This is a genomic window from Ruegeria sp. AF2, assembly GCF_056542025.1.
This window is the reverse complement of record NZ_JBQFZC010000001.1, coordinates 21,438-40,831: the sequence shown is the minus strand read 5'-3', so window position 1 is coordinate 40,831 and position 19,394 is coordinate 21,438. Positions and strand designations below refer to the sequence as shown.

17 protein-coding genes are annotated in these 19,394 nt (G+C 57.4%); 11 read left to right on the top strand and 6 right to left on the bottom strand.

Translation table 11 applies throughout. The annotated features are described in order from the left end of the window. Nucleotides 1-5 precede the first annotated feature (5 nt). Together ACR0NM_RS00170 and ACR0NM_RS00165 are read left to right on the top strand one after the other, a co-directional pair. A complete protein-coding gene (locus ACR0NM_RS00170; RefSeq protein ID WP_170397587.1) occupies nucleotides 6-797 on the top strand; it encodes an enoyl-ACP reductase FabI in 792 nt (263 codons plus the stop codon). Between the two features lie 59 nt (nucleotides 798-856). After that, nucleotides 857-1,045: a hypothetical protein gene (locus ACR0NM_RS00165; protein WP_170397589.1), complete on the top strand. Its 189-nt coding sequence runs from the start codon at nucleotides 857-859 to the stop codon at nucleotides 1,043-1,045. Between the two features lie 11 nt (nucleotides 1,046-1,056). Here the strand turns inward: ACR0NM_RS00165 and ACR0NM_RS00160 are convergent, their stop codons facing one another. Next, nucleotides 1,057-1,485, bottom strand: a complete 429-nt coding sequence (locus ACR0NM_RS00160; protein WP_170397592.1) for an FKBP-type peptidyl-prolyl cis-trans isomerase — start codon at nucleotides 1,483-1,485, stop codon at nucleotides 1,057-1,059. A gap of 124 nt (nucleotides 1,486-1,609) precedes the next feature. Between ACR0NM_RS00160 and ACR0NM_RS00155 the strand changes: the two genes are divergently transcribed. The 7 genes from ACR0NM_RS00155 to ACR0NM_RS00125 all read left to right on the top strand — a co-directional run bounded on the left by ACR0NM_RS00155 (nucleotide 1,610) and on the right by ACR0NM_RS00125 (nucleotide 8,246). Then, nucleotides 1,610-2,296, top strand: coding sequence for a haloacid dehalogenase type II (locus ACR0NM_RS00155; protein ID WP_480612665.1), 687 nt, complete (start codon nucleotides 1,610-1,612; stop codon nucleotides 2,294-2,296). Next, nucleotides 2,296-3,123, top strand: a complete 828-nt coding sequence (locus ACR0NM_RS00150) for an alpha/beta fold hydrolase (protein ID WP_480612663.1) — start codon at nucleotides 2,296-2,298, stop codon at nucleotides 3,121-3,123. The genes ACR0NM_RS00155 and ACR0NM_RS00150 overlap by 1 nt, the downstream gene beginning before the upstream one ends. Continuing rightward, nucleotides 3,120-4,094, top strand: a complete 975-nt coding sequence (locus ACR0NM_RS00145; RefSeq protein ID WP_480612661.1) for a threonine ammonia-lyase — start codon at nucleotides 3,120-3,122, stop codon at nucleotides 4,092-4,094. Before ACR0NM_RS00150 ends, ACR0NM_RS00145 begins: the two co-directional genes overlap by 4 nt. Before the next feature lie 75 nt (nucleotides 4,095-4,169). Then, the gene (pcaD, locus tag ACR0NM_RS00140; RefSeq protein WP_170818121.1) at nucleotides 4,170-4,958 is read left to right on the top strand and encodes a 3-oxoadipate enol-lactonase; all 789 of its coding nucleotides are present in this window, start codon (nucleotides 4,170-4,172) and stop codon (nucleotides 4,956-4,958) included. A gap of 11 nt (nucleotides 4,959-4,969) precedes the next feature. Next, nucleotides 4,970-5,683, top strand: coding sequence for an alpha/beta fold hydrolase (locus ACR0NM_RS00135; RefSeq protein ID WP_170397608.1), 714 nt, complete (start codon nucleotides 4,970-4,972; stop codon nucleotides 5,681-5,683). A 214-nt stretch (nucleotides 5,684-5,897) separates the two neighbouring features. After that, nucleotides 5,898-6,992, top strand: a complete 1,095-nt coding sequence (locus ACR0NM_RS00130; protein ID WP_480612659.1) for a Zn-dependent alcohol dehydrogenase — start codon at nucleotides 5,898-5,900, stop codon at nucleotides 6,990-6,992. 21 nt (nucleotides 6,993-7,013) lie between these two features. Continuing rightward, complete coding sequence (locus tag ACR0NM_RS00125; RefSeq protein ID WP_170397615.1) at nucleotides 7,014-8,246, top strand: mandelate racemase/muconate lactonizing enzyme family protein; 1,233 nt, start codon at nucleotides 7,014-7,016, stop codon at nucleotides 8,244-8,246. Between the two features lie 23 nt (nucleotides 8,247-8,269). On the opposite strand, the gene ACR0NM_RS00120 is transcribed toward ACR0NM_RS00125, so the two are convergent. After that, on the bottom strand, nucleotides 8,270-11,311 hold the full coding sequence (locus ACR0NM_RS00120) for an ABC transporter transmembrane domain-containing protein (RefSeq protein ID WP_170397618.1): 3,042 nt from the start codon (nucleotides 11,309-11,311) through the stop codon (nucleotides 8,270-8,272). Nucleotides 11,312-11,480: 169 nt separating this feature from the next. On the opposite strand from ACR0NM_RS00120, the gene ACR0NM_RS00115 reads away from it, so the two are divergent. Then, nucleotides 11,481-11,870: a DUF3307 domain-containing protein gene (locus ACR0NM_RS00115; protein WP_170397621.1), complete on the top strand. Its 390-nt coding sequence runs from the start codon at nucleotides 11,481-11,483 to the stop codon at nucleotides 11,868-11,870. A 3-nt stretch (nucleotides 11,871-11,873) separates the two neighbouring features. Here the strand turns inward: ACR0NM_RS00115 and ACR0NM_RS00110 are convergent, their stop codons facing one another. Next, a complete protein-coding gene (locus ACR0NM_RS00110) occupies nucleotides 11,874-12,335 on the bottom strand; it encodes an Lrp/AsnC family transcriptional regulator (protein WP_480587159.1) in 462 nt (153 codons plus the stop codon). 146 nt (nucleotides 12,336-12,481) lie between these two features. On the opposite strand from ACR0NM_RS00110, the gene ACR0NM_RS00105 reads away from it, so the two are divergent. Then, entirely contained in the window at nucleotides 12,482-15,877 is a 3,396-nt protein-coding gene (locus tag ACR0NM_RS00105; protein ID WP_480612657.1) for an indolepyruvate ferredoxin oxidoreductase family protein, read from the top strand. Here ACR0NM_RS00105 and ACR0NM_RS00100 read toward each other — a convergent pair. The 3 genes from ACR0NM_RS00100 to ACR0NM_RS00090 are packed head-to-tail and all read right to left on the bottom strand — an operon-like array spanning nucleotide 15,874 to nucleotide 19,393. Next, the gene (locus ACR0NM_RS00100; protein ID WP_480612655.1) at nucleotides 15,874-17,178 is read right to left on the bottom strand and encodes an NAD(P)/FAD-dependent oxidoreductase; all 1,305 of its coding nucleotides are present in this window, start codon (nucleotides 17,176-17,178) and stop codon (nucleotides 15,874-15,876) included. The genes ACR0NM_RS00105 and ACR0NM_RS00100 overlap by 4 nt on opposite strands. Further along, a complete protein-coding gene (locus tag ACR0NM_RS00095; protein ID WP_170397633.1) occupies nucleotides 17,165-17,848 on the bottom strand; it encodes a TetR/AcrR family transcriptional regulator in 684 nt (227 codons plus the stop codon). Before ACR0NM_RS00095 ends, ACR0NM_RS00100 begins: the two co-directional genes overlap by 14 nt. Continuing rightward, complete coding sequence (locus ACR0NM_RS00090; RefSeq protein WP_170663919.1) at nucleotides 17,849-19,393, bottom strand: trimethylamine methyltransferase family protein; 1,545 nt, start codon at nucleotides 19,391-19,393, stop codon at nucleotides 17,849-17,851. Between the last annotated feature and the right edge of the window lies 1 nt (nucleotide 19,394).

Here is a 19,394-nt window from a genome sequence, read left to right as displayed (position 1 = left end):
ACAAGATGTCGGATATTCTCAAGGGTAAACGCGGCCTGATCATGGGCGTGGCTAATGACCGCTCTATCGCGTGGGGCATCGCCAAAGCCATGCACGAAGCGGGCGCTGAGCTGGCTTTCACCTATCAGGGCGAGGCGTTTGGCAAACGGCTTGAACCGCTGGCCCAAAGCTTGGGCAGCGACTTCATGGTCGATGCGGATGTGACCGATGATGATTCACTGGATCGCGCGTTTGGCGAGTTGTCCGCCCGCTGGCCAACAATAGATTTTGTTGTCCACGCTATCGCTTATTCGGACAAGTCCGAACTGACCGGTCGATTCTTGAACACCACGCGGGCAAACTTCAAACACTCGCTGGATGTGTCGGCCTATTCGTTCATCGAAGTTGCCCGTCGCGCCTATCCGCTGATGAAGGACAATGGCGGCACATTGTTGACACTGACCTATCAGGGATCGAACAAGGTTGTACCAAACTACAATGTCATGGGCGTCGCCAAGGCTGCGCTGGAATCGGCGACGCGCTATCTGGCGAACGATCTGGGCCCTGAGGGTATTCGCGTGAACGCCATCTCGCCCGGCCCGATGAAAACATTGGCGGGTGCGGCTATTGGTGGTGCACGCAAGACCTACAAGTTCTGTGACCAGAACGCACCGATGCGTTCGAATGCCACGCTGGAGGCCGTCGGAGGCACCGCCGTTTATCTTGCGTCCGACGCCGGCAGCTATACTTCGGGTGAGATCATCCGCGTCGACGGCGGGTATCATATTCTGGGCATGCCCCAGCCAGAGGCCATGTGACTATATCTTTCCCTGCGGGTGCCAAGATTTGAACATCTTTGCCCCGCAGGGATTACGATATGAGCAAACTTGAACAGATCCTTGCGAGCAACACGCGCTCGCCAGCTTTGAAACGCAAATCAGGAAGCGGACGTGCGCGTCTTTTGCTGCTGATTCTCACATCGCTGCTGATTGCCTTTGTGTTTCTGACCCAACCGCCCGTGCGCGATGCGATTGAGCCGTTGTTGTCACATATCCCGGGCCTTTGATCCAATCAGCATCAGTTGATCGAAACGATTTCGATATCGAAGACCAGATCTTGCCCCGCTAGTGGATGATTTGCATCCAAGGTCACTGTCGCCTCATCTACCTCGACGACAGTCACTGGCAATGCCTGACCGTCAGGAGTTTGCATCTGTAACTGCGTGCCGGGTTCAAGCGGAATGTCATCCGGGATGCCTTCACGCGGGATCTGCTGCCGCATGCCCGGATTGATCGGGCCATAGGCGTCAACGCAATCGATCTCGACACGCTTCTTCTCGCCAATCTCCATGCCCGGCAGGGCAGCGTCCAGACCGGGTATGATCTGCCCGGAACCAACCGCAAACTCCAACGGATCGCGCCCCTCGGAACTGTCGAAGACTTTGCCGTCCAGCAGAGTTCCGGTGTAGTGGATGCGAACCGTGTCGCCTTGTTTGATTGCGGTCATGATGGCCTCCGGCCTGAAAAGAAATGAACGGCGCAGCCTAGAGGCTGACACAGCATTGTAAACCCTGCCCTCTTTAACCCCGGAACCGGTTGTGATTACCTGCGCCCGATCAGGGGAGGATCGGATGGCTATCACCACGTGTGTATTCGACGCTTATGGTACTCTGTTTGACGTGGCCGCCGCCGCCAGGCAGGCCGCAACAGAGCCCGGATTTGAAGCGTTGGCTAGCAAATGGCCCGAGTTGGCCAATCACTGGCGTCTGAAGCAACTGCAATATACATGGTTGCGTGCTGTCGCTGATGCGCATTGTGACTTTTGGGATGTCACGCAAGATGGGCTGGATTGGGCCTTGGAAGCGGTAGGCCTTCTGGGGGATAACACCCTTCGGCAGCGTCTGCTCGATTTGTATTGGGAGTTGCAGGCCTATCCCGAGGTCCCCTATATGCTGAAGGCGCTGAAGGCCAGTGGGTTGCAGACCGCCATCCTGTCCAACGGTTCACCCCCGATGCTGAACGGGGCGGTGCAGTCTGCCGCGATCGGTGATGTGCTGGATGATGTTCTGTCGGTCGAAAGCGTGGGGGTCTTCAAACCCCATGCCAGCGTATACGATCTGGTGCAGAACCGCTTCGGCTGCGCGCGCGATGAAGTGCTGTTCGTCAGCTCAAACGGGTGGGACGCTGCCGGGGCCAGTGGCTATGGATTTGTCACAGCTTGGGTCAACCGCGCTGGCGAACCAATGGACCGTCTGCCGTGGAAACCTGCACATGTGCTGCCAGACCTGACGACGATCCCTCAATTGGCAGGGCTTTGATGGCATATTTCACCACCTCGGACGGCAAACGCCTGTACTATGAAGATACCGGCACGGGCCATCCTCTGCTTTGCTTGGCTGGCTTGACGCGCAACTGCCGCGACTTTTCATTTCTTGCGCCACATATGAGTGATCTTCGTATGATTGCGATGGATTATCGCGGGCGCGGCAAGTCCGATTTTGATGCGAACTACATGAATTACAACATCCTGCGCGAAGGACAGGATGCGGTCGAACTTCTGGATCAGCTGGGTTTGGAGAAGGTGACCCTGTTGGGCACGTCACGGGGGGGGCTGATCGCCATGACCTTGGCCGCCAGCCATCCTGACCGGCTGGCAGGTGTTATCCTGAACGACGTTGGCCCGGTGATCGAACCCGGTGGCATTGCCAAGATTATGGACTATGTCGGCAACCCCCCAATTTCACAATCCTATGATGAGGCTGCGCAGGTCCTGCACGCGATGATGGCACCTCAGTTCCCCGGCGTTGCTCAGGACGTCTGGAAACAGCAGGTAGAACATCAATACATCCAGACCGGAACCGGACTGGAGTTGCGCTATGACCCCGCATTGCGACAAGCGTTGATCGAGCAGGCCGCCATCACCCCAACGCCGGATCTGTGGCCCTTGTTTGACGCCCTGCGTGCTATTCCAACCGGTGTGATCCGAGGTGCTAACTCAGATTTGTTGAGCAACGCCACGGTGCAAATGATGCACGCAAACCGCCCCGAATTGATCTCGACCGAAGTGCCGGACCGAGGACATGTCCCGTTCCTGAACGAGCCCCAATCCCTAGACCTGATCCGCAAGATACTGGACGCCAAATGAGCAACATAGACATGATCGAAGCCGCCGCCGAGCGGCTGAAAGGTCACGTGCGCGAGACACCACTTCTGTCATCGCCTTTCCTGGATGAAATCGCGGGTCGCCGCGTTCTGATCAAACCCGAATGCCTGCAACACACCGGCAGCTTCAAATTTCGCGGCGCGTGGTCAGCTATTTCGGCATTAGATGAGGCGGCGCGCAATCGGGGCGTCATCGCCTATTCCTCGGGCAATCACGCGCAGGGTGTTGCTTATGCGGCGGCACAGCATGGAATCTCGTCCGTCATCGTCATGCCGTCGGATGCGCCAAAGCTGAAAATTGAAAACACCCGCGCGCTGGGCGGTGAGGTCGTCCTTTATGACCGCGCCAGCGAAAGCCGCGAAGACATCGGCGAGGCATTGGCTGCCGAGCGCGGTTTGACCTTGATCCGGCCTTATGACGAACCGCAAGTGATCGCTGGCCAGGGAACAACGGGACTGGAGCTGGCACGTCAGGCACGGGCGCTGGGCGTGACCGAAGGTGACGTTCTGATCTGCTGTGGCGGCGGCGGGCTGACATCTGGTATCGCGCTGGCGTTAGAGCATCACGCGCCCGGTCTGCGCCCTCGTCCATGCGAGCCTGAAGGGTTCGAAGACGTGAAACGCTCGCTGGCAAGCGGGACGATCCAAAGCAACGACGCTACTTCGGGAAACATCTGCGACGCAATCCTGACGCCACAGCCGGGGCAGATTACCTTTCCCATCCTGCAGCGGCTTTGCGGCCCTGGACTGTCGGTATCTGAACAGGAATCACTACGCGCCATGGCCCTTGCGTTTCTGCGTCTGAAGATCGTGCTGGAACCGGGCGGAGCTGTTTCGTTGGCCTCTGCCCTGTTTCGCAAGGATCAGATTGATGGGAATGCGGTGATCGTAGTCGCCTCGGGCGGCAACGTGGATCCGCAGATCTTTGAACGGGCGTTGGAATTCCTTACCTGACAATCGCTTACAGCCGGTGCAAAATCCGGTCGTAGTCGTTTTAACCGACACCCTGAGCAGACGGGGACGCTAAACATGCATATCGCTGACCTCAAAGATGTTCGGATACACTACCGAATTGATGGCGACGCCGCTGGCGCCCCCATCGTGTTTGCTAATTCACTGGGCACGGATATGCGGCTGTGGGACCCGATATTGCCGCTACTGCCCAAAGGCCTGCGCATCATTAGGTACGACAAACGCGGGCACGGATTGTCATCAGCACCCTCAGCGCCCTATTCCATGGGAAATCTGGTGCGCGACGCCGAGCAATTGCTGGATTATCTAGAGGTCAAGGATTGCGTATTCGTGGGTCTGTCCGTCGGTGGCATGATTGCGCAGGGTTTGGCGGTCAAGCGTATGGATCAGATCCGCGCGCTGGTGCTGTCGAATACGGCCGCCAAGATCGGCACTCCCAAGATGTGGCAGCAGCGTATGGATGCTGTCCGTAAAGGCGGGATCGAGGCACTGGCGGATGCCACCATGGATCGGTGGTTCTCGAAATCATTCCGGGCCAGCGCCGAGATGACGCTTTGGCGCAACATGATGGTCCGACAACCGGTCGATGGCTATCTGGGCTGTTGCGCTGCAATCTCGGGCACCGATTTCTATACGCCAACCAGCGGATTGCGCCTGCCGACCATAGGGATTGCGGGCAGCGAAGACGGCTCAACCCCGCCCGATCTGGTGCGTGAAACTGTTGATCTGATCCCTGGCTCGCGCTTTGCGCTAATCCGAAAGGCAGGCCACCTGCCTTGCGTCGAGCGCCCTCAGGACTTTGCCCAATTGATTGGTGATTTTCTGACCGAGATCGGACATATTTGAAGGAGGGATTGTTGGCAGATTTCTTGCTTGTTCATGGCTCGTGGCACGGTGCCTGGTGCTGGCGCGATCTGATCCCGGAATTGACCACATTCGGACATACCGCCCGCGCCATCGATATGCCAAGCCACGGCTCGGACCCGACGCCTATCCGCGATGTAACCCTTGGAACGTGCAGAGATGCCGTGCTGAAGGCTTCGACACCAAAGACTATCATCTTAGGGCACTCGTGGGGTGGATATCCCGTAAGTGCGGCTGCCGAGACCGACCCGAACGCCATGCGAGGTGTGATTTATCTAAGTGCCTATGTTCCGAAATCCGGGCTATCTATGGTCGAAATGCGCAAACGAGCCCCACGCCAACTGATCGGAAATGCCGTCGAAGTATCCGGCGACGGGTTGTCGTATTCGGTGGTACCGGATCAGGTGCACGACCTGCTTTATCACGACTGCGCGCGCGAGGTGGTTGCCTATGCATTCGCGCGCCTGTGCCCCCAGGCGATTGCACCGCAGACTACCCCCCTAGACGTCGGCGATAACTTCGCGCGCGTTCCAAAAGGGTACATCAGAACTACCGATGACCGAATCGTTCCGACCGAATATCAGGCCGAGATGGCGGGCTGCGCGGACCCTGATATGCACCTTACGATAGACAGCTCTCATTCGCCGTTTTTTTCGCATCCTGAGCATCTTGCCGGGTTGATGCACCAGATCTCGCAACGAATGTAGCCAGCCACCGTCGATGTCCCGACCCCGATACGCCGTGCGCCGATCTGTTTGGTTGTCGCACACTGAACCGATGACCCACACAATGCTTATCAATAGGTGGATTCTTTTGCGTCTACCCCACTTTGGCAGAACAACGACACATCCGTGACGGTTTCCACCTTGCAGGTCCCGCCGGGACGGGTCACCGTGATCCCGTTAGGGAGCGGGAAAACACATGCAAACCATCAAAGCAGCCGTATGCCGGGCCTTCGGCGAACCTCTGGTCATCGAAGACATCCTGATTGCACCACCCGGCATGGGCGAGGTCGAGGTCACGCTGGATGCAGTGGCGATTTGCCATTCGGACATTTCCTTTGCAAGCGGCGCATGGGGCGGCCACTTGCCCGCGGTTTACGGGCACGAAGCGGCTGGCATCGTTTCTGCTGTTGGTGAAGGCGCAGGGGATTTCAAACTTGGTGATCCCGTTGTGGTAACCTTGATCCGCGCCTGCGGGTCCTGCCCGTCCTGTGCCGGTGGCACGCCCACCATTTGTGAAACACCTTATGACACGGTGAAAGGTCCGCTGCAGACTGCCGACGGTGATGCGCTGGAACAGGCCATGGCATGCGGGGCCTTTGCCGAAAAGGTAGTTGTCAGCCACCGACAAATCGTCCGCATTCCCGAAACGCTGCCCAAGGACCTTGCCAGCCTGCTGTCCTGCGGGGTGATCACCGGTGTTGGTGCAGCAGTCAACGCCGCCCAGCTTCGCCCCGGGCAGGACGTGGTTGTCATCGGCGCCGGGGGCGTCGGCTTGAACGCAATCCAAGGCGCACGTATTGCCGGAGCTCGCCGTATCGTTGCGGTCGATATGACACAGGATAAGCTGGATATCGCAATGGAGTTCGGCGCGACCCATGGTGTTTTGGCCAGCCAGAAAGAGCCGTGGAAAGCCGCCTACAAGGCGCTGGGCGGACGTGGCGCAGACGCCGTCTTGATTACTGTTGGTGCAATCCCCGCCTATGATCAGGCCCCGCGTTATCTTGGTCGGGGCGGTAAGGCGATCATGATCGGGATGCCCCATTCTGGTGACATGTCCAGTTACGAACCCGTCGTGCTGGCCGCGCTTGGCCAGGGCATGGTGGGCTCAAAAATGGGCGATGTAGTGATCCAGCGAGACATCCCCTGGATGATCGATCTGTATGAACAGGGGCGGCTGAAACTGGACGAGTTGATCTCGGGTCGCTGGACCCTGTCACAGATCAATGAGGCCATCGAAGACACCAAGTCCGGTGCGGCCAAACGCAATGTAATCTTGTTTGATCGCGACTGAACCCCGCAAAAGGAACACCCGATGAAACTGCAAGATCTCGATGTCATTGTCACCGCGCCTCCGGCACCGGGTTGGGGTGGGCGCTATTGGATTTTGGTCAAGGTCACCACGGATACGGGCGTGATCGGTTGGGGGGAATGCTACGCGTCCTCGGTTGGTCCCGAAGCCATGACCCATGTCATTCGCGATGTATTCGAACGGCACATGCAGGGCGAAAACCCCGAGAATATCGAGTTGATGTTCCGCCGCGCCTATTCCAGCGGCTTCACTCAGCGACCAGACCTGACCGTCATGGGTGCGTTCTCAGGGCTCGAAATTGCCTGCTGGGACATTTTGGGCAAGGATCGTGATCGTCCGGTCTATGCGCTGCTGGGCGGGCGGATGAACGACCGTATCCGGGCGTACACCTATCTCTACCCACTTCCTCAGCATAACCTGACGGACTTCTGGACTTCACCTGAGCAGGCCGGAGAAAGTGCTGCTGAAATGGTCCGGCGCGGCTATACCGCCGTCAAGTTTGATCCCGCCGGGCCTTATACGATCCGCGGTGGGCACATGCCCGCTATGTCCGATATCTCAATGTCGATAGCGTTTTGCAAAGCGATCCGTGAGGCAGTTGGAGACAAGGCCGATCTGCTGTTCGGCACTCATGGTCAGTTCAACACAGCCGGAGCTATACGTTTGGGCCAAGCGCTCGAACCCTGTTCGCCGCTGTGGTTCGAAGAACCCACACCCCCCGACATGATCGAGGATATGGCCCGTGTGGCGCGCAATGTCCGTATCCCTGTCGCGACCGGTGAACGGATGACAACCAAAGCGGAATTTGGCGCGGTCCTGCGCGCCGGGGCCGCCGAAATCCTTCAGCCTGCGTTGGGACGCGCTGGCGGTATATGGGAGATGAAGAAAGTCGCCGCAATGGCCGAGGTTTTCAACGCCCAGATGGCACCCCATCTGTATGCGGGACCGATCGAGTGGGCGGCGAATATTCATCTGGCGGCGTCGATCCCGAACCTGCTGCTGCTTGAAAGCATCGAGACCCCATTCCACGATCAACTGATAAAGGGAAGCATCCGCGTCGAGGAGGGGTTCGTCACTCCTCCGACCGAGCCCGGCCTTGGTATCGAAGTCGATGAAGGCCTTGCCCGAGCCCATCCCTACAAAGGTGACGGGCTGCACCTACAGATGCAGGAAACCCCATGTGACTATGCAAATGGGAATGCGTTTCAAGGCGGTGCACCCGCAACCGAAGGGTAACAATCGACAGGCGAGCAAGCCGATCAGTTCGAGACATACCCCGCGATGACCTGCAACAGTTTAAAGGCTGTGGCTGCATCGTTCTCGACGACCGCCAGAAATTCCTCCTCACCGATCCGTAGGCAGGACAGTTCCGTTTCAGCCACCATGCTCAACGCCCGAGGCTCTTTTCGGATCAACCCCAGCTCTCCCACCAACGCGCCCGCACCAACCGTTGTGATCAGTTGATCGGCCTCGCCCGAACGCGGCAGGTACAATCCTGCCTCGCCCTCAAGGATGACATAGGCGCCATCGGTTGGCTGATCATCCTTCAGAAACACCACCTGGCCAGGTTTCGCTTCGAACCAGCGCGCACCAAAGGCCAGCAGTCGAAGCTGGCGACGGTCGAGCCCAGAGAACAACGGGGTCTGCTCAAGCGCACGCAATTTGCGTACCAAATCGGCAGACGCAGCACCGTCGCCGTCGACGTCGGTTGGGCCTTCACCCGTCACGACCCGGCCCTGACGGATTTCAACATACATGTCGAAAACATCTGGATTTTCGAACGCATCATTTAGGTAGATTACAGTAGTTTCGGGCAGCAATTCACGCAGATTTTTATAAACTGCGACCTGTGTCTCCATATCATAGCTGGCAAGCGCGGTTTCCAGGATCAGAATATCGGGCTTTTTGATCGCAGCGCGGGTAAAGGCTAGCGGTTCGGCAAAAACGGCAGGCAAGTTCTGGCCGCCAATCGAGACCGGCACATCATAGATCAGTTCCACCACCATCGGTCGCGCCCCGTTCTCGGCCAGAACATCGACGATCAGTTTGCGCGCCTCGTCGGTCCGCGCACCGCCGATCTGGCTGACCTTGCCAAACAGTGCGTTTTCCATAACCGTCAAACCGGGTGCAAAGGCATCTTCATCCAACGGGACGAATACATCGTGCAACGGTTCCAGCAATTTGGCCGAGTGGCTGTGGCGAAGCTCAAGAATGCGGTTCTTCAGCTCATTCGAAAACGCCGGGCCAATCTGCTCGGCCGAGATCACAAATGGCACCGAAAGCAAGCTAGCCAATTGTTCGTCATCCAGCCCGTTTGCGCCTTCCTTCCGGGTTTGCTCGACCAATTCAACCGCGGCCTCGTAGGTCTGGGCCTCAAGCCCCAGCTTGCGGAACAGAGGGTGATCCGTTCCATCAAGCCCAAAGATCTGGCGCAGCATCTCAATAACGTCGCGTGTCAAACTGATCAGGGTTTCATCCAACCCCAACTCGCGCAACTGGCCTAGAAACACGGTTTGCTGTGCCAGCAATTGCCGTGTCACTGGAACACAAGGGGTGGCAAACAACAGGTTCTCAGCAACAGGTAGCGCAGGGTTATACGCGCAGCGATCGAAAATCAGCGCCTGCTGATCAAGCCCGGCCTCGCGCACCGCCTTCTGCACCCGAGGGCGCAATTCGACCAGCTTTGCTGCCAGTTCCGGGCGCTCATTCGCATCAAACACCTGCTCGGCACCGCGCTGAAACAACGCCGCGCCCGAGCCCATGCCATCGATCAGTTTCAGCCACCAATCGCGCAGCCGCGCCGTATCGTCAAAACCCGCCATTCCGGGGTCAAGCCATTCGGCGTTGAATGGATCAGCACTATTGCCTGCCCTCAGCGTCTCGGGGAAATCCGGATCCTCGGTGGACTTGGACAATGGATGTGACCGCATCGGCATCATCACATTTTCACCTAACGTGCCCTGAAACATTATGGGGCGCGAGGTTGCTAGACCTATTCGTTGGGCAACAACGCTTTGATGCAGGCCAGCCATATTGATGCCGCCGATTTCAATACGGCCAGAGGTTGGCAGAATCTCGCGGGTCAGCAACTCGGTCAGCGCATGGCGATCTTCCTCGCTGGTGGCCGAAATGCCGACAGTTTTACCTGCTGGGAACGTCAGGTCCAGATCATCCAAAACCTGATTGCCGTCGATATCACGAACCGAGACTTGATTCAGTACGATATCGCCATTCAGATGTGGACGATCCGCTGGCTCTCCGTCAAACAGGGCCTCATCAATCATTCCATCCGGTGCGAAACGATCAATCACAACATCCCATCGCAGCGACATGTCCTGCGTTTGATTATAATAGGTCAGCAGTTCTTTCCAGGGTGAGCTCAAGTCTTTGTAAGCCGCCAGCGCAGCCACCAGAGCACCCAGCGAAACAGACCCCTGCAACACCAGCAGGCCACCGACAAGGTAGAACATGAATGGCGTCAGCTGCGATATGAAGTTGTTGATGAACTTCATAAAGAACTTCTTCTGATAGATCTCAAAGCGGATGGCGAACAGGCGCCCCAGCTGATCCGAGATCATCGCCCGCCGATAACGCCAACCGCCATTGGCGCGCAGGGTCGAAGCACCGGCAGCGTTCTCGCCGATCTGGGCAGCCAAAACGCGGACCTCTTGAATGCGCTTCTTGTTCAGAAGATTGATCTGGCGTTGCAATCGCGGGATCAGCCAGGCCTGCAGCGGGATCAACGCCACCGCGGCCAGTCCGAACCAAACGCTTTGGAGGAACAGAAAGGACAGGATCGTGATCATTTGTCCGGCCTGCAGCACGGGCTGACTGATCGCATCCCCCATCAGCCCACCCATCGGTTCGCTTTCAGCGGTTATCATCGAGACCATTTCGCCCTGACTGACCCGCTCAAAATATGGTTGTGGGAAGCGAAGCGCGCGGTTGATCAACTGATAGCGAAAGCGACGCAGCATACGCTCACTCAGAACACCCTTCATGGTGTTGATACGCATCTTCATCAGCCCGTGCGCCAGCACCGCAGCCAGAAAGGCAAAGCACAGGATCATCAGAAAAGTGGTCTGTGTCAGGCTATAACCCCAGACATCGACAATCTGACTTGTCGCGCCGATTGCGTCATTGATGATGCGCTTGGGCAGCTCCAACGTCAGGTAAAGCAAAGGAAACAAGGTCGACGTCACGGCCAGCAAAATCAACTGGTCGCGCTTCGAGTATTTCCAGATGAACTGAAAGATCGATCGTTCTATTGAACCCGCCCCTACTAACGATCCGCCGCTCAAATCACTGATTTTGGCGTGAATACAACGGGCCGAATTTACCGCAATCGTATCCTCGGAAGCAAATGAATTTCCGATTTGCGCCTAATTTGCGTTGTGTGAACAAGTTCATTTGCGCGTTTCGCGTTTACCCCCTAATCTCCTGATTCAGGACGATATCGGGAGGATTCATTTGCCTGCCAGCTTTGGCGCTGTGTTTCTGTTGCTGTGCCTGCTTCAGATCAAACACATGTTCGCCGACTATTATTTACAGACGCCCAAGATGCTTTCCGGGCGAGGCACGTATTTCCACATGGGGCGCGCGCAACATGCTGCTGTGCATGTTGTGGGTTCGGTCGTGATTTTCGCGCTCTTTCGCGCCCCGATTGAATTCATACTGATCATCGCTGCGTTGGAATGGATCGTGCATTTTCACATCGACTTTGCCAAAGCCAACTATTCTGACCGCAAACAGTTGCAACCCAATCAGGCCGCTTTTTGGCGTGCCGCTGGTCTGGATCAGTTGTTTCACAACCTTACTTATATTGGCATGGCCTGGGCTTGGGTGGCTTTCGCGGCTTAAGCTTCAGGGTACCACCGGTCGGTTCCGTTTGATCGTCCGCAGCACGACATTCGTTTGCGCGCTGGCGACGGCGGGCAATCGAAACAAGAAATCTTCCAGAAACGTGTTGTAAGCCGACAGATTCCTGCACAAGACACGCAGATGATAATCCGCCTGACCTGTCGTGGCGTAGCATTCCTGCACTTCGGGGCTGATCTCGACGGCCCGGATGAAGTCGACAATCTTGTCCGGGTCATGCCGGGTCAGGTGAACATGCACGATTGCTTCGAACGTCAACCCCATCTCGGCAGGGTTCACCAAAGCGCCATACCGTTCGATCACCCCAGCCTCTTCCAGCGCGCGCACCCTGCGCCACAGGGCGGAGGCTGACATGCCGACAGCATCTGCCAATTCGGCGTTTGAAACCCGGCTGTCATTTTGAAGCAGCGTCAGAATGCAGTGGTCCCGATCATCAAGAGTGGTCATCTTGGAAAGATCCATCCGTAAATATAACTAAATCTGGTGAATCCTATCATATTTTGCAGAACTCGCACAAACTCTGAAACAGAAATTCACCTGCGGGGGGTTAAAATAACCGAACACCAAAGACAAAAACCCATGGACGCGCAGCAATGAGCCACCACGAACCCTCCCCCCGCACCTATCGGCTTGAAGACCGCTATACCCTGACGCAGGGCCGGGTTTTTCTAACAGGCACGCAAGCCTTGGCGCGGATTATGATGGACCAGGCCCGACGCGACCGTCAGGCCGGGCTGAATACGGCAGGGTTTGTCTCGGGGTATCGCGGATCGCCACTGGGCGGGCTGGATCTTGAGCTATGGCGCGCAAAGGACCGACTGAAGACGGATCGCATCACGTTTATGCCCGCCGTGAACGAAGACCTCGGCGCAACGGCGGTTCTGGGTGCGCAACAGGCCATTTTGGACCCGCATTGCGAGGTCGAGGGCATCTTTTCGATGTGGTACGGTAAAGGCCCCGGTGTCGACCGATCAGGCGATGCATTGAAACATGGGAATGCATATGGGTCTGCGCCAAAAGGTGGCGTGCTGGTCGTGGCAGGCGATGATCATGGTTGCGTCAGTTCTTCGATGCCCCATCAGTCGGATGTGGCCTTCATGTCGTGGTTCATGCCGACATTGAACCCAGCCTCGGTCGAGGAATATTTGGAATTCGGCGAGTACGGGTTCGCTCTGTCCCGTTTCTCAGGCACGTGGGTCGGGTTCAAGGCGGTCTCGGAAACGGTCGAAAGCGCGCGGTCCGTCGATCTGCACCCGGATCGCAGCTTTTCCCTGCCGCAGATCGACTTGCCCGAACGCGGCTTGCACGTACGCAGCGCCGATTTGCCCTCGCCCGAGATCGAGACCCGCATCCAACACAAGTTGCGCGCCGTTCGGGCCTTTGCCGAAGAAAACCCCATCGACCGGCGTATTTATGACATCGACAGTGCGAAGTTCGGCTTCGTGACCACCGGCAAGGGGCACCTCGATCTGATGGAGGCGCTGCGTTTGCTGGACCTTGATGAAGCCGCCTGTCGCCGCTTGGGGATCGACATCTACAAGGTTGGCATGGTCTGGCCGCTGGCCCGTCGCAACGCGTTGCGCTTTGTGAAAGGCAAGGCCGAGGTTCTGGTCGTCGAGGAAAAGCGCGGCATCATCGAAAGCCAGTTCAAAGAATATTTCTATGACTGGCCCGGCGACAAACCCCATAAGATGGTAGGAAAATATGACAGCCATGGCGAACCGCTGATCCCATGGACCGGGGAACTCAGCCCTTTGATGCTGGCCCCTATTGTTGCCGCCCGACTTAACACGTTCTTCCCTGAAGAAAACCTGCCTGCCAAAGCGCGTGCACTGACTGAGACAGAACCGCCCGTGATCAATGTCCCGGGCGCAACACGGACACCCTATTTCTGCTCGGGCTGCCCGCACAATACATCAACCAAAGTTCCAGAAGGCTCTACCGCTGCCAGCGGCATTGGTTGTCATGTAATGGCATCTTGGATGGATCGCGAGACGGTCGGCTATGCACAGATGGGAGGCGAAGGCGTACCCCATGTGGTGGCCTCACAATTCAATGGCGGCAAGCATATCTTCCAGAACCTTGGCGAAGGAACGTGGTACCATTCGGGTTCGCTCGCAATCCGTCAGGCGGTCGCGGCCGGGACAAATATCACGTATAAAATACTCTACAATGATGCGGTCGCAATGACCGGAGGGCAACCAGTGGATGGACCTGTCAGCGTTGCAGGCATTGCCCAAACCTGCCGGGCTGAAGGCGTTGCGCGGATCGCGCTGGTCTCGGACAACATTGCCAAGTTTCACCGATCCGATTTCCCGGCTGGCACCACATTCCACGACCGGGCAAAGATGGACAGCCTGCAACGCGAATTGCGCGACATTCCCGGTGTTACGGTCCTGATCTACGAACAGACCTGCGCCACCGAGAAACGCCGCCGCCGCAAGCGCGGTACGATGGAGGACCCCTCGACCTTCGTCTGGATCAACGATCTGGTCTGCGAAGGCTGCGGCGACTGCTCGGTCGCGTCGAATTGCCTGAGCGTTGAGCCGCGAGAAACCCAGCTGGGGCGCAAGCGCAAGATCAATCTAAGTTCGTGCAACAAGGATTTTTCGTGCTTGAACGGGTTCTGTCCGAGTTTTGTGACCGTTGAGGGCGCAACCCGACGAAAGCGCGCCATCGAAATGGACTTCAATGCGCTTGAAACAGGCCTGCCGGACCCAAAGCTTCCATCTTTGGACACACCGTTTGATCTGCTTGTGACAGGCGTGGGTGGCACTGGGGTTGTCACGGTTGGGGCCCTGATCACTATGGCCGCGCACCTGGAAGGCAAAGGTGCCTCGGTCCTGGATTTCACCGGATTTGCGCAGAAATTCGGCACGGTACTCAGTTACATCCGCCTTGGCGCAGCTCCGGATGCGCTTAACCAAGTACGCATAGATCAAGGCGCTGCGGATGCGGTGATTGGCTGTGATGTGGTGGTGAGTTCGGCCCCCAAAGCCTCAGCTCATTATGCCCGCGGGACAAGCGTTGTGCTGAACAGGGCTGAGATGCCCACCGGCGATCTTGTCCTGCGTCGCGATGCCCAATTGCGGGTCGATAAGCGGGAACAGGCGATCGCAGATGTGGTTGGGGTGGACAATCTCGCCAGCCTTGACGCAAATGCAATAGCTGAGGCGCTACTGGGGGATTCCGTCTTCGCCAACGTCATTTTGCTGGGTTATGCATGGCAAAACGAGCTGGTTCCGGTGTCGCATCTTGCATTGGCTCAGGCCATCTTGCTGAACGGTGTTGCCGTCGAAAAAAACCGGCTGGCCTTTGCTCTTGGGCGTTGTCTGGCGGCTGACCCCGACCGCATTCACGGGCTGGCACTACCCGAAGAGGCAAACGGCACCTTGGATCAGGTGATTGCGCGTCGGGTGGCGTTTTTGACAGATTATCAGGATGCCGCATATGCGGATCGCTATGCGCAACAGATTGAAGCAATCCGCGCGTCGAACCCGAAAATATCCGACGATATTCTAGAATCCGTAGCCCGTAACCTGTTCCGCTTCATGGCCTATAAGGACGAGTTCGAAGTGGCCCGGATGCAAACGTCCCAAAACTTCGACAACGAACTGAAGCAACAGTTCGACGGGGATTTCAAAACCAGTTACCACTTCGCCCCGCCAATGCTCAGCTGGCGCAAGGACGAACGGGGCCGCCCCCTCAAGTTTGCACTGGGCCCATGGATGCGCCCGGTTCTGCGGGGACTGTCCCGTCTACGTGGTTTGCGCGGCTCGGTCCTGAACCCCTTCGGCTATCACTCCGAAGCGCGACTGCATCGAGATATCCTAAACTGGTACCAATCGCTGTTGGACATGTATCTGACAAACCCCTCCGCCCATTCCGAGGCCGAGTGGCTGGACGCGCTGTCAGCTGCGGACCAGATACGCGGTTTCGGTCCAGTACGGGAAGAAAGCTATGAGAACGCGCGCGCGATGGCGCGTTAACCAAGCACCGAGAAACTGCTATCGGTATTGACCGGTCGCTTGCGGGAATAAAAACCGGTGTCGATTGTGCGTCCAATGTAAGGCAGTTCAAACTGCATCGGCTTGTCGTCATGATCCGCACCGCCTTCGACGTAGTCGATCAGTTCAGCCATCATTTTGCCTGCAATCGGCGCGTTCTTGTATTGGTTACCGCTGGTGCCGCAGGCCATGTAAAACCCCGGCAGGCTGGACTTGTCATAGATCGGAATCCAGTCAGTCGAGGCATCATACAAATCCACCACCCCACGGGTTCTGGAGGGTATCCCCAGGCTAGGGACCCGTTGGGCATAACGCATGGCCTGCGTGGTCCATTGATCCGTAAAATCGTGGTTATAGCTTACATCATCTTCGCACCATTGATGCGGATCACAAGCCGGATCCTCGGAACCGATCAGAATATGATTGCCATGTTCTGGACGGCAATACAGCGCGATATCACTATCCGAGACAATTGTTCCTTGCGTTTCGAAATCAAATCCTTCGGGCGCGGGTACATGCACCACCTCCTGCCGCAGCGGGCGGGTTTGAATGGTCATGTCACCCAGAACCCCGGCCATTTCGTTGACAAGCGCTGACCCGGGACCGGCAACATTCACCACCACTTTGGCGTGGATTTCTTCACCAGAGGCAAGTCTGACACCTGCGACGCGCCCCTGCTGCGACAGGATTTCGCGTACGTCTGCGCCCGTTCGCACTTCGGCACCATGCAGCTTGGCGGCATCCATCAGGTTTTGCGCCGACAACGCCGGATCGGTCACATAACCTGCTTTCGGCCAGAATACTGCGCCCTGAATCCGATCTCCGTTCGGTTGGCCGAACTCCGGATCATCCATGCGCCGCGCCGGGGCAAAGCTGTCCAGAGAATAGATCGGCAGACGTTCGGCAATCCGCTCAGGTGTCCATTCTTCAAACGGACAATCCAGTTCGGCGCTGTACTTCTTATGTTTCTCAAGAAACCCATTGGACTCGGTCTTGACGACCAAACAACCGGTCTCACGAAACTGCGCCAAATCGGCTGTGTCGGGCAAGCCCAGATAGTTCGCCCAATCACGCCAATAGTGATAGCCTTCCCAAGCGAACGCGGTTCCATCGAGGGTCGAATAATGCATCCGAATTATCGCGCAAGAGCCTGCGGTCGAGCCATGCCCAACCTGCGCATTGCGATCCAACGACAGAGTTTTCCAACCGGCCTTGGACATCTCGAACGCGATGGCGGCGCCGATCACACCGGTGCCAATGATGATTGCGTCAGGTTGGTTCATGTCCTGCCCCTTCCCAGAAACGTTTCGCATACGCGCTGAACTCGGTGATTTCCTCGGGTCGCGGTTCGACCCCTGTAAAAACATAAAGGTAGTGTGGAACCATCGACAGCCTGATCGCCAATGGTTCGTTTAACTGCGCCAGATCATATCCGATCTGCATATAATATAGCACCCGCGCCCGCGTCTCTGCCTCGGTCTCATCATAGTTGAACCGGATGAACATCGCGCGCAGCGCGGCCAGGCGACGGGCATCGGACTGGTCCAGCATACGCCGCACCTTTCCCGATCTTCGTGCCCAATCCCGCACAGCAAAATCAAGCGCCGTATCAAATAGTTCGGTATTCACAACGCAGCGCTGCACATTGCACACCGCAGCCGTGATCGTTTCAGCAGGCAATTCGGATTGCGCGATCAAGGCCGCCGTATTTGTCGCCTGCCATCGCGCCAGCAGCGCATCCAGCAATTCCTGCCGCGACTTGAAGTACCAGTAGAATGATGAGCGCGAGACCGCCATCCGCTCGGCAAGGTTCATGACTTTCACCTGCTCGACCCCGTCCGAAATCAGGACGTCCATGGCCACGTTCAACCAATCATCGCGCGTGACCTTGACGTTACCAATCAGTGGCTCAGCTTCGGGATCGTCCCGGTGCAGGATGGGTTTGGTGTTCATTCAACTCTCCGGCGGTGCGCCGCCCTCTTCTGTACGGCGCGCTATGAAATCCTTCAACGCACCAAGGCGATCCGTATCTGATGCCGGTGCTTTGAAATTTGCCAGGATTTCCTTCCATACACCGGTCGCGCGATGGTTGGCGTCGATCGCGCCACGCTCGGTCCAGGTGCCAAAATTTGCGTAATCATGCAGGTGCGGCTCATAAAATGCGGTATTATAGCGCTCCATTGTCTGGCTCGTGGCGAAGAAATGTCCGCTGGGTTCAACCTCGCTCAGCGCAGTATCAAACCCGATCTCTGCACCATTGGCCTGTGCCCCTGCACAAAGCTCGGCCACCATGTTCAACACTTCGGCATCGCAGATCATCTTCTCGAAAGATACGGTCAGGCCACCTTCGAGCCATCCGGCCGAATGAATGATCACCGTCGCCCCGGCCATCAGGCAGCCCCACAGGCCGAACTGGTTTTCATTGGCGGCCTGAACGTCGTTGATATTTGCCGCAGACCCCGCCGCCGACCGCCAGGGCAGGCCCAGATACCGGGCCAACTGGCCCGCCGCCAAAGACGCCTGAAAATGCGAGGGTGTCCCGAATGCAGGCGCCCCTGATTTCATGTCGACATTGCTGGTAAAGGTCCCATAGCACACCGGCGCACCGGGGTTGGTAAGCTGGGTCAGCGTCAAGGCCGCAAGCGCCTCGGCATGGGACAGCGTGATGGCCCCGGCCACCGTGATCGGAGCCATTGCGCCCATCAGGGTAAAGGGTGTGATGATCGACATCTGACCATGGCGCGCAAAGTCGATCAGCCCCTGAGCCATTGGAATATCCAGCGTCCGCGGGCTGTTGGTGTTGATAATCGTGTAACAATGGGCGTTAGCGCGGAACTCCTTGTCAGACAGACCTCGCGCCGTCGAGAGCATCTCGAAGCAGTCCATCACTTGCGGCGTGCCTCGCGAGAAGAAGAACGGGAACTTATCCGTCAGCTCCATCTGCGCTTGTGTGGTGAAATAGTGCCGCACATTGGTTGGCACGTCCTGCGGTTCGACCTGCGGTGAGATCATCTGGAAGACATCAAAGTGATGAGTGAGCTTTAGGAACTCCAGATAATCCTGCCCACTCGCTGGCCGCCGACCGCGTTCCAGATCGGTCGCGTTTGGAGCGCCAGCCCCGGGTTGGAACACCAAAGAGCCCAGCTCCAAAGTGAAATCCCGGTGCCGCGCGCCCGCCCGGCAGCCGATGGATTTCGGAGCTGAGGCCACCGCAGCCTCAACCATATCCCGCCCGATGAAGACCATTTCGCTGTCTTCATCCACGCGGGCGCCACCCTGCGCGTAGATTCGCCGCGCTTCGGGCAATAGAACTTTCACGCCCAACTCTTCCAGTGTGCGCAATGCGGTGTCGTGCATATCTGCAATCTGATCCGTCGGGAACACTTCCATCTGTGGAAACGGATTGCGCAACTGGCGATAATTCACCTCGCGACTAGATTGCGGGGCGGCATCGGTCCCGCGCCCGCGCCGTCGGCGTCTTTGGCCCAAGTCCGACATG

Bases quoted from the DNA above. Each gene is read 5' to 3' on its own strand.
- ACR0NM_RS00125 (WP_170397615.1), top strand. From the start codon at position 7,014: ATGAAACTGCAAGATCTCGATGTCATTGTCACCGCGCCTCCGGCACCG.
- ACR0NM_RS00170 (WP_170397587.1), top strand. From the start codon at position 6: ATGTCGGATATTCTCAAGGGTAAACGCGGCCTGATCATGGGCGTGGCT.
- ACR0NM_RS00155 (WP_480612665.1), top strand. From the start codon at position 1,610: ATGGCTATCACCACGTGTGTATTCGACGCTTATGGTACTCTGTTTGAC.
- ACR0NM_RS00150 (WP_480612663.1), top strand. From the start codon at position 2,296: ATGGCATATTTCACCACCTCGGACGGCAAACGCCTGTACTATGAAGAT.
- ACR0NM_RS00160 (WP_170397592.1), bottom strand. From the start codon at position 1,485: ATGACCGCAATCAAACAAGGCGACACGGTTCGCATCCACTACACCGGA.
- ACR0NM_RS00100 (WP_480612655.1), bottom strand. From the start codon at position 17,178: ATGAACCAACCTGACGCAATCATCATTGGCACCGGTGTGATCGGCGCC.
- ACR0NM_RS00110 (WP_480587159.1), bottom strand. From the start codon at position 12,335: ATGACCACTCTTGATGATCGGGACCACTGCATTCTGACGCTGCTTCAA.
- ACR0NM_RS00105 (WP_480612657.1), top strand. From the start codon at position 12,482: ATGAGCCACCACGAACCCTCCCCCCGCACCTATCGGCTTGAAGACCGC.
- ACR0NM_RS00130 (WP_480612659.1), top strand. From the start codon at position 5,898: ATGCAAACCATCAAAGCAGCCGTATGCCGGGCCTTCGGCGAACCTCTG.
- ACR0NM_RS00165 (WP_170397589.1), top strand. From the start codon at position 857: ATGAGCAAACTTGAACAGATCCTTGCGAGCAACACGCGCTCGCCAGCT.
- ACR0NM_RS00090 (WP_170663919.1), bottom strand. From the start codon at position 19,393: ATGTCGGACTTGGGCCAAAGACGCCGACGGCGCGGGCGCGGGACCGAT.
- ACR0NM_RS00095 (WP_170397633.1), bottom strand. From the start codon at position 17,848: ATGAACACCAAACCCATCCTGCACCGGGACGATCCCGAAGCTGAGCCA.
- ACR0NM_RS00145 (WP_480612661.1), top strand. From the start codon at position 3,120: ATGAGCAACATAGACATGATCGAAGCCGCCGCCGAGCGGCTGAAAGGT.
- pcaD (WP_170818121.1), top strand. From the start codon at position 4,170: ATGCATATCGCTGACCTCAAAGATGTTCGGATACACTACCGAATTGAT.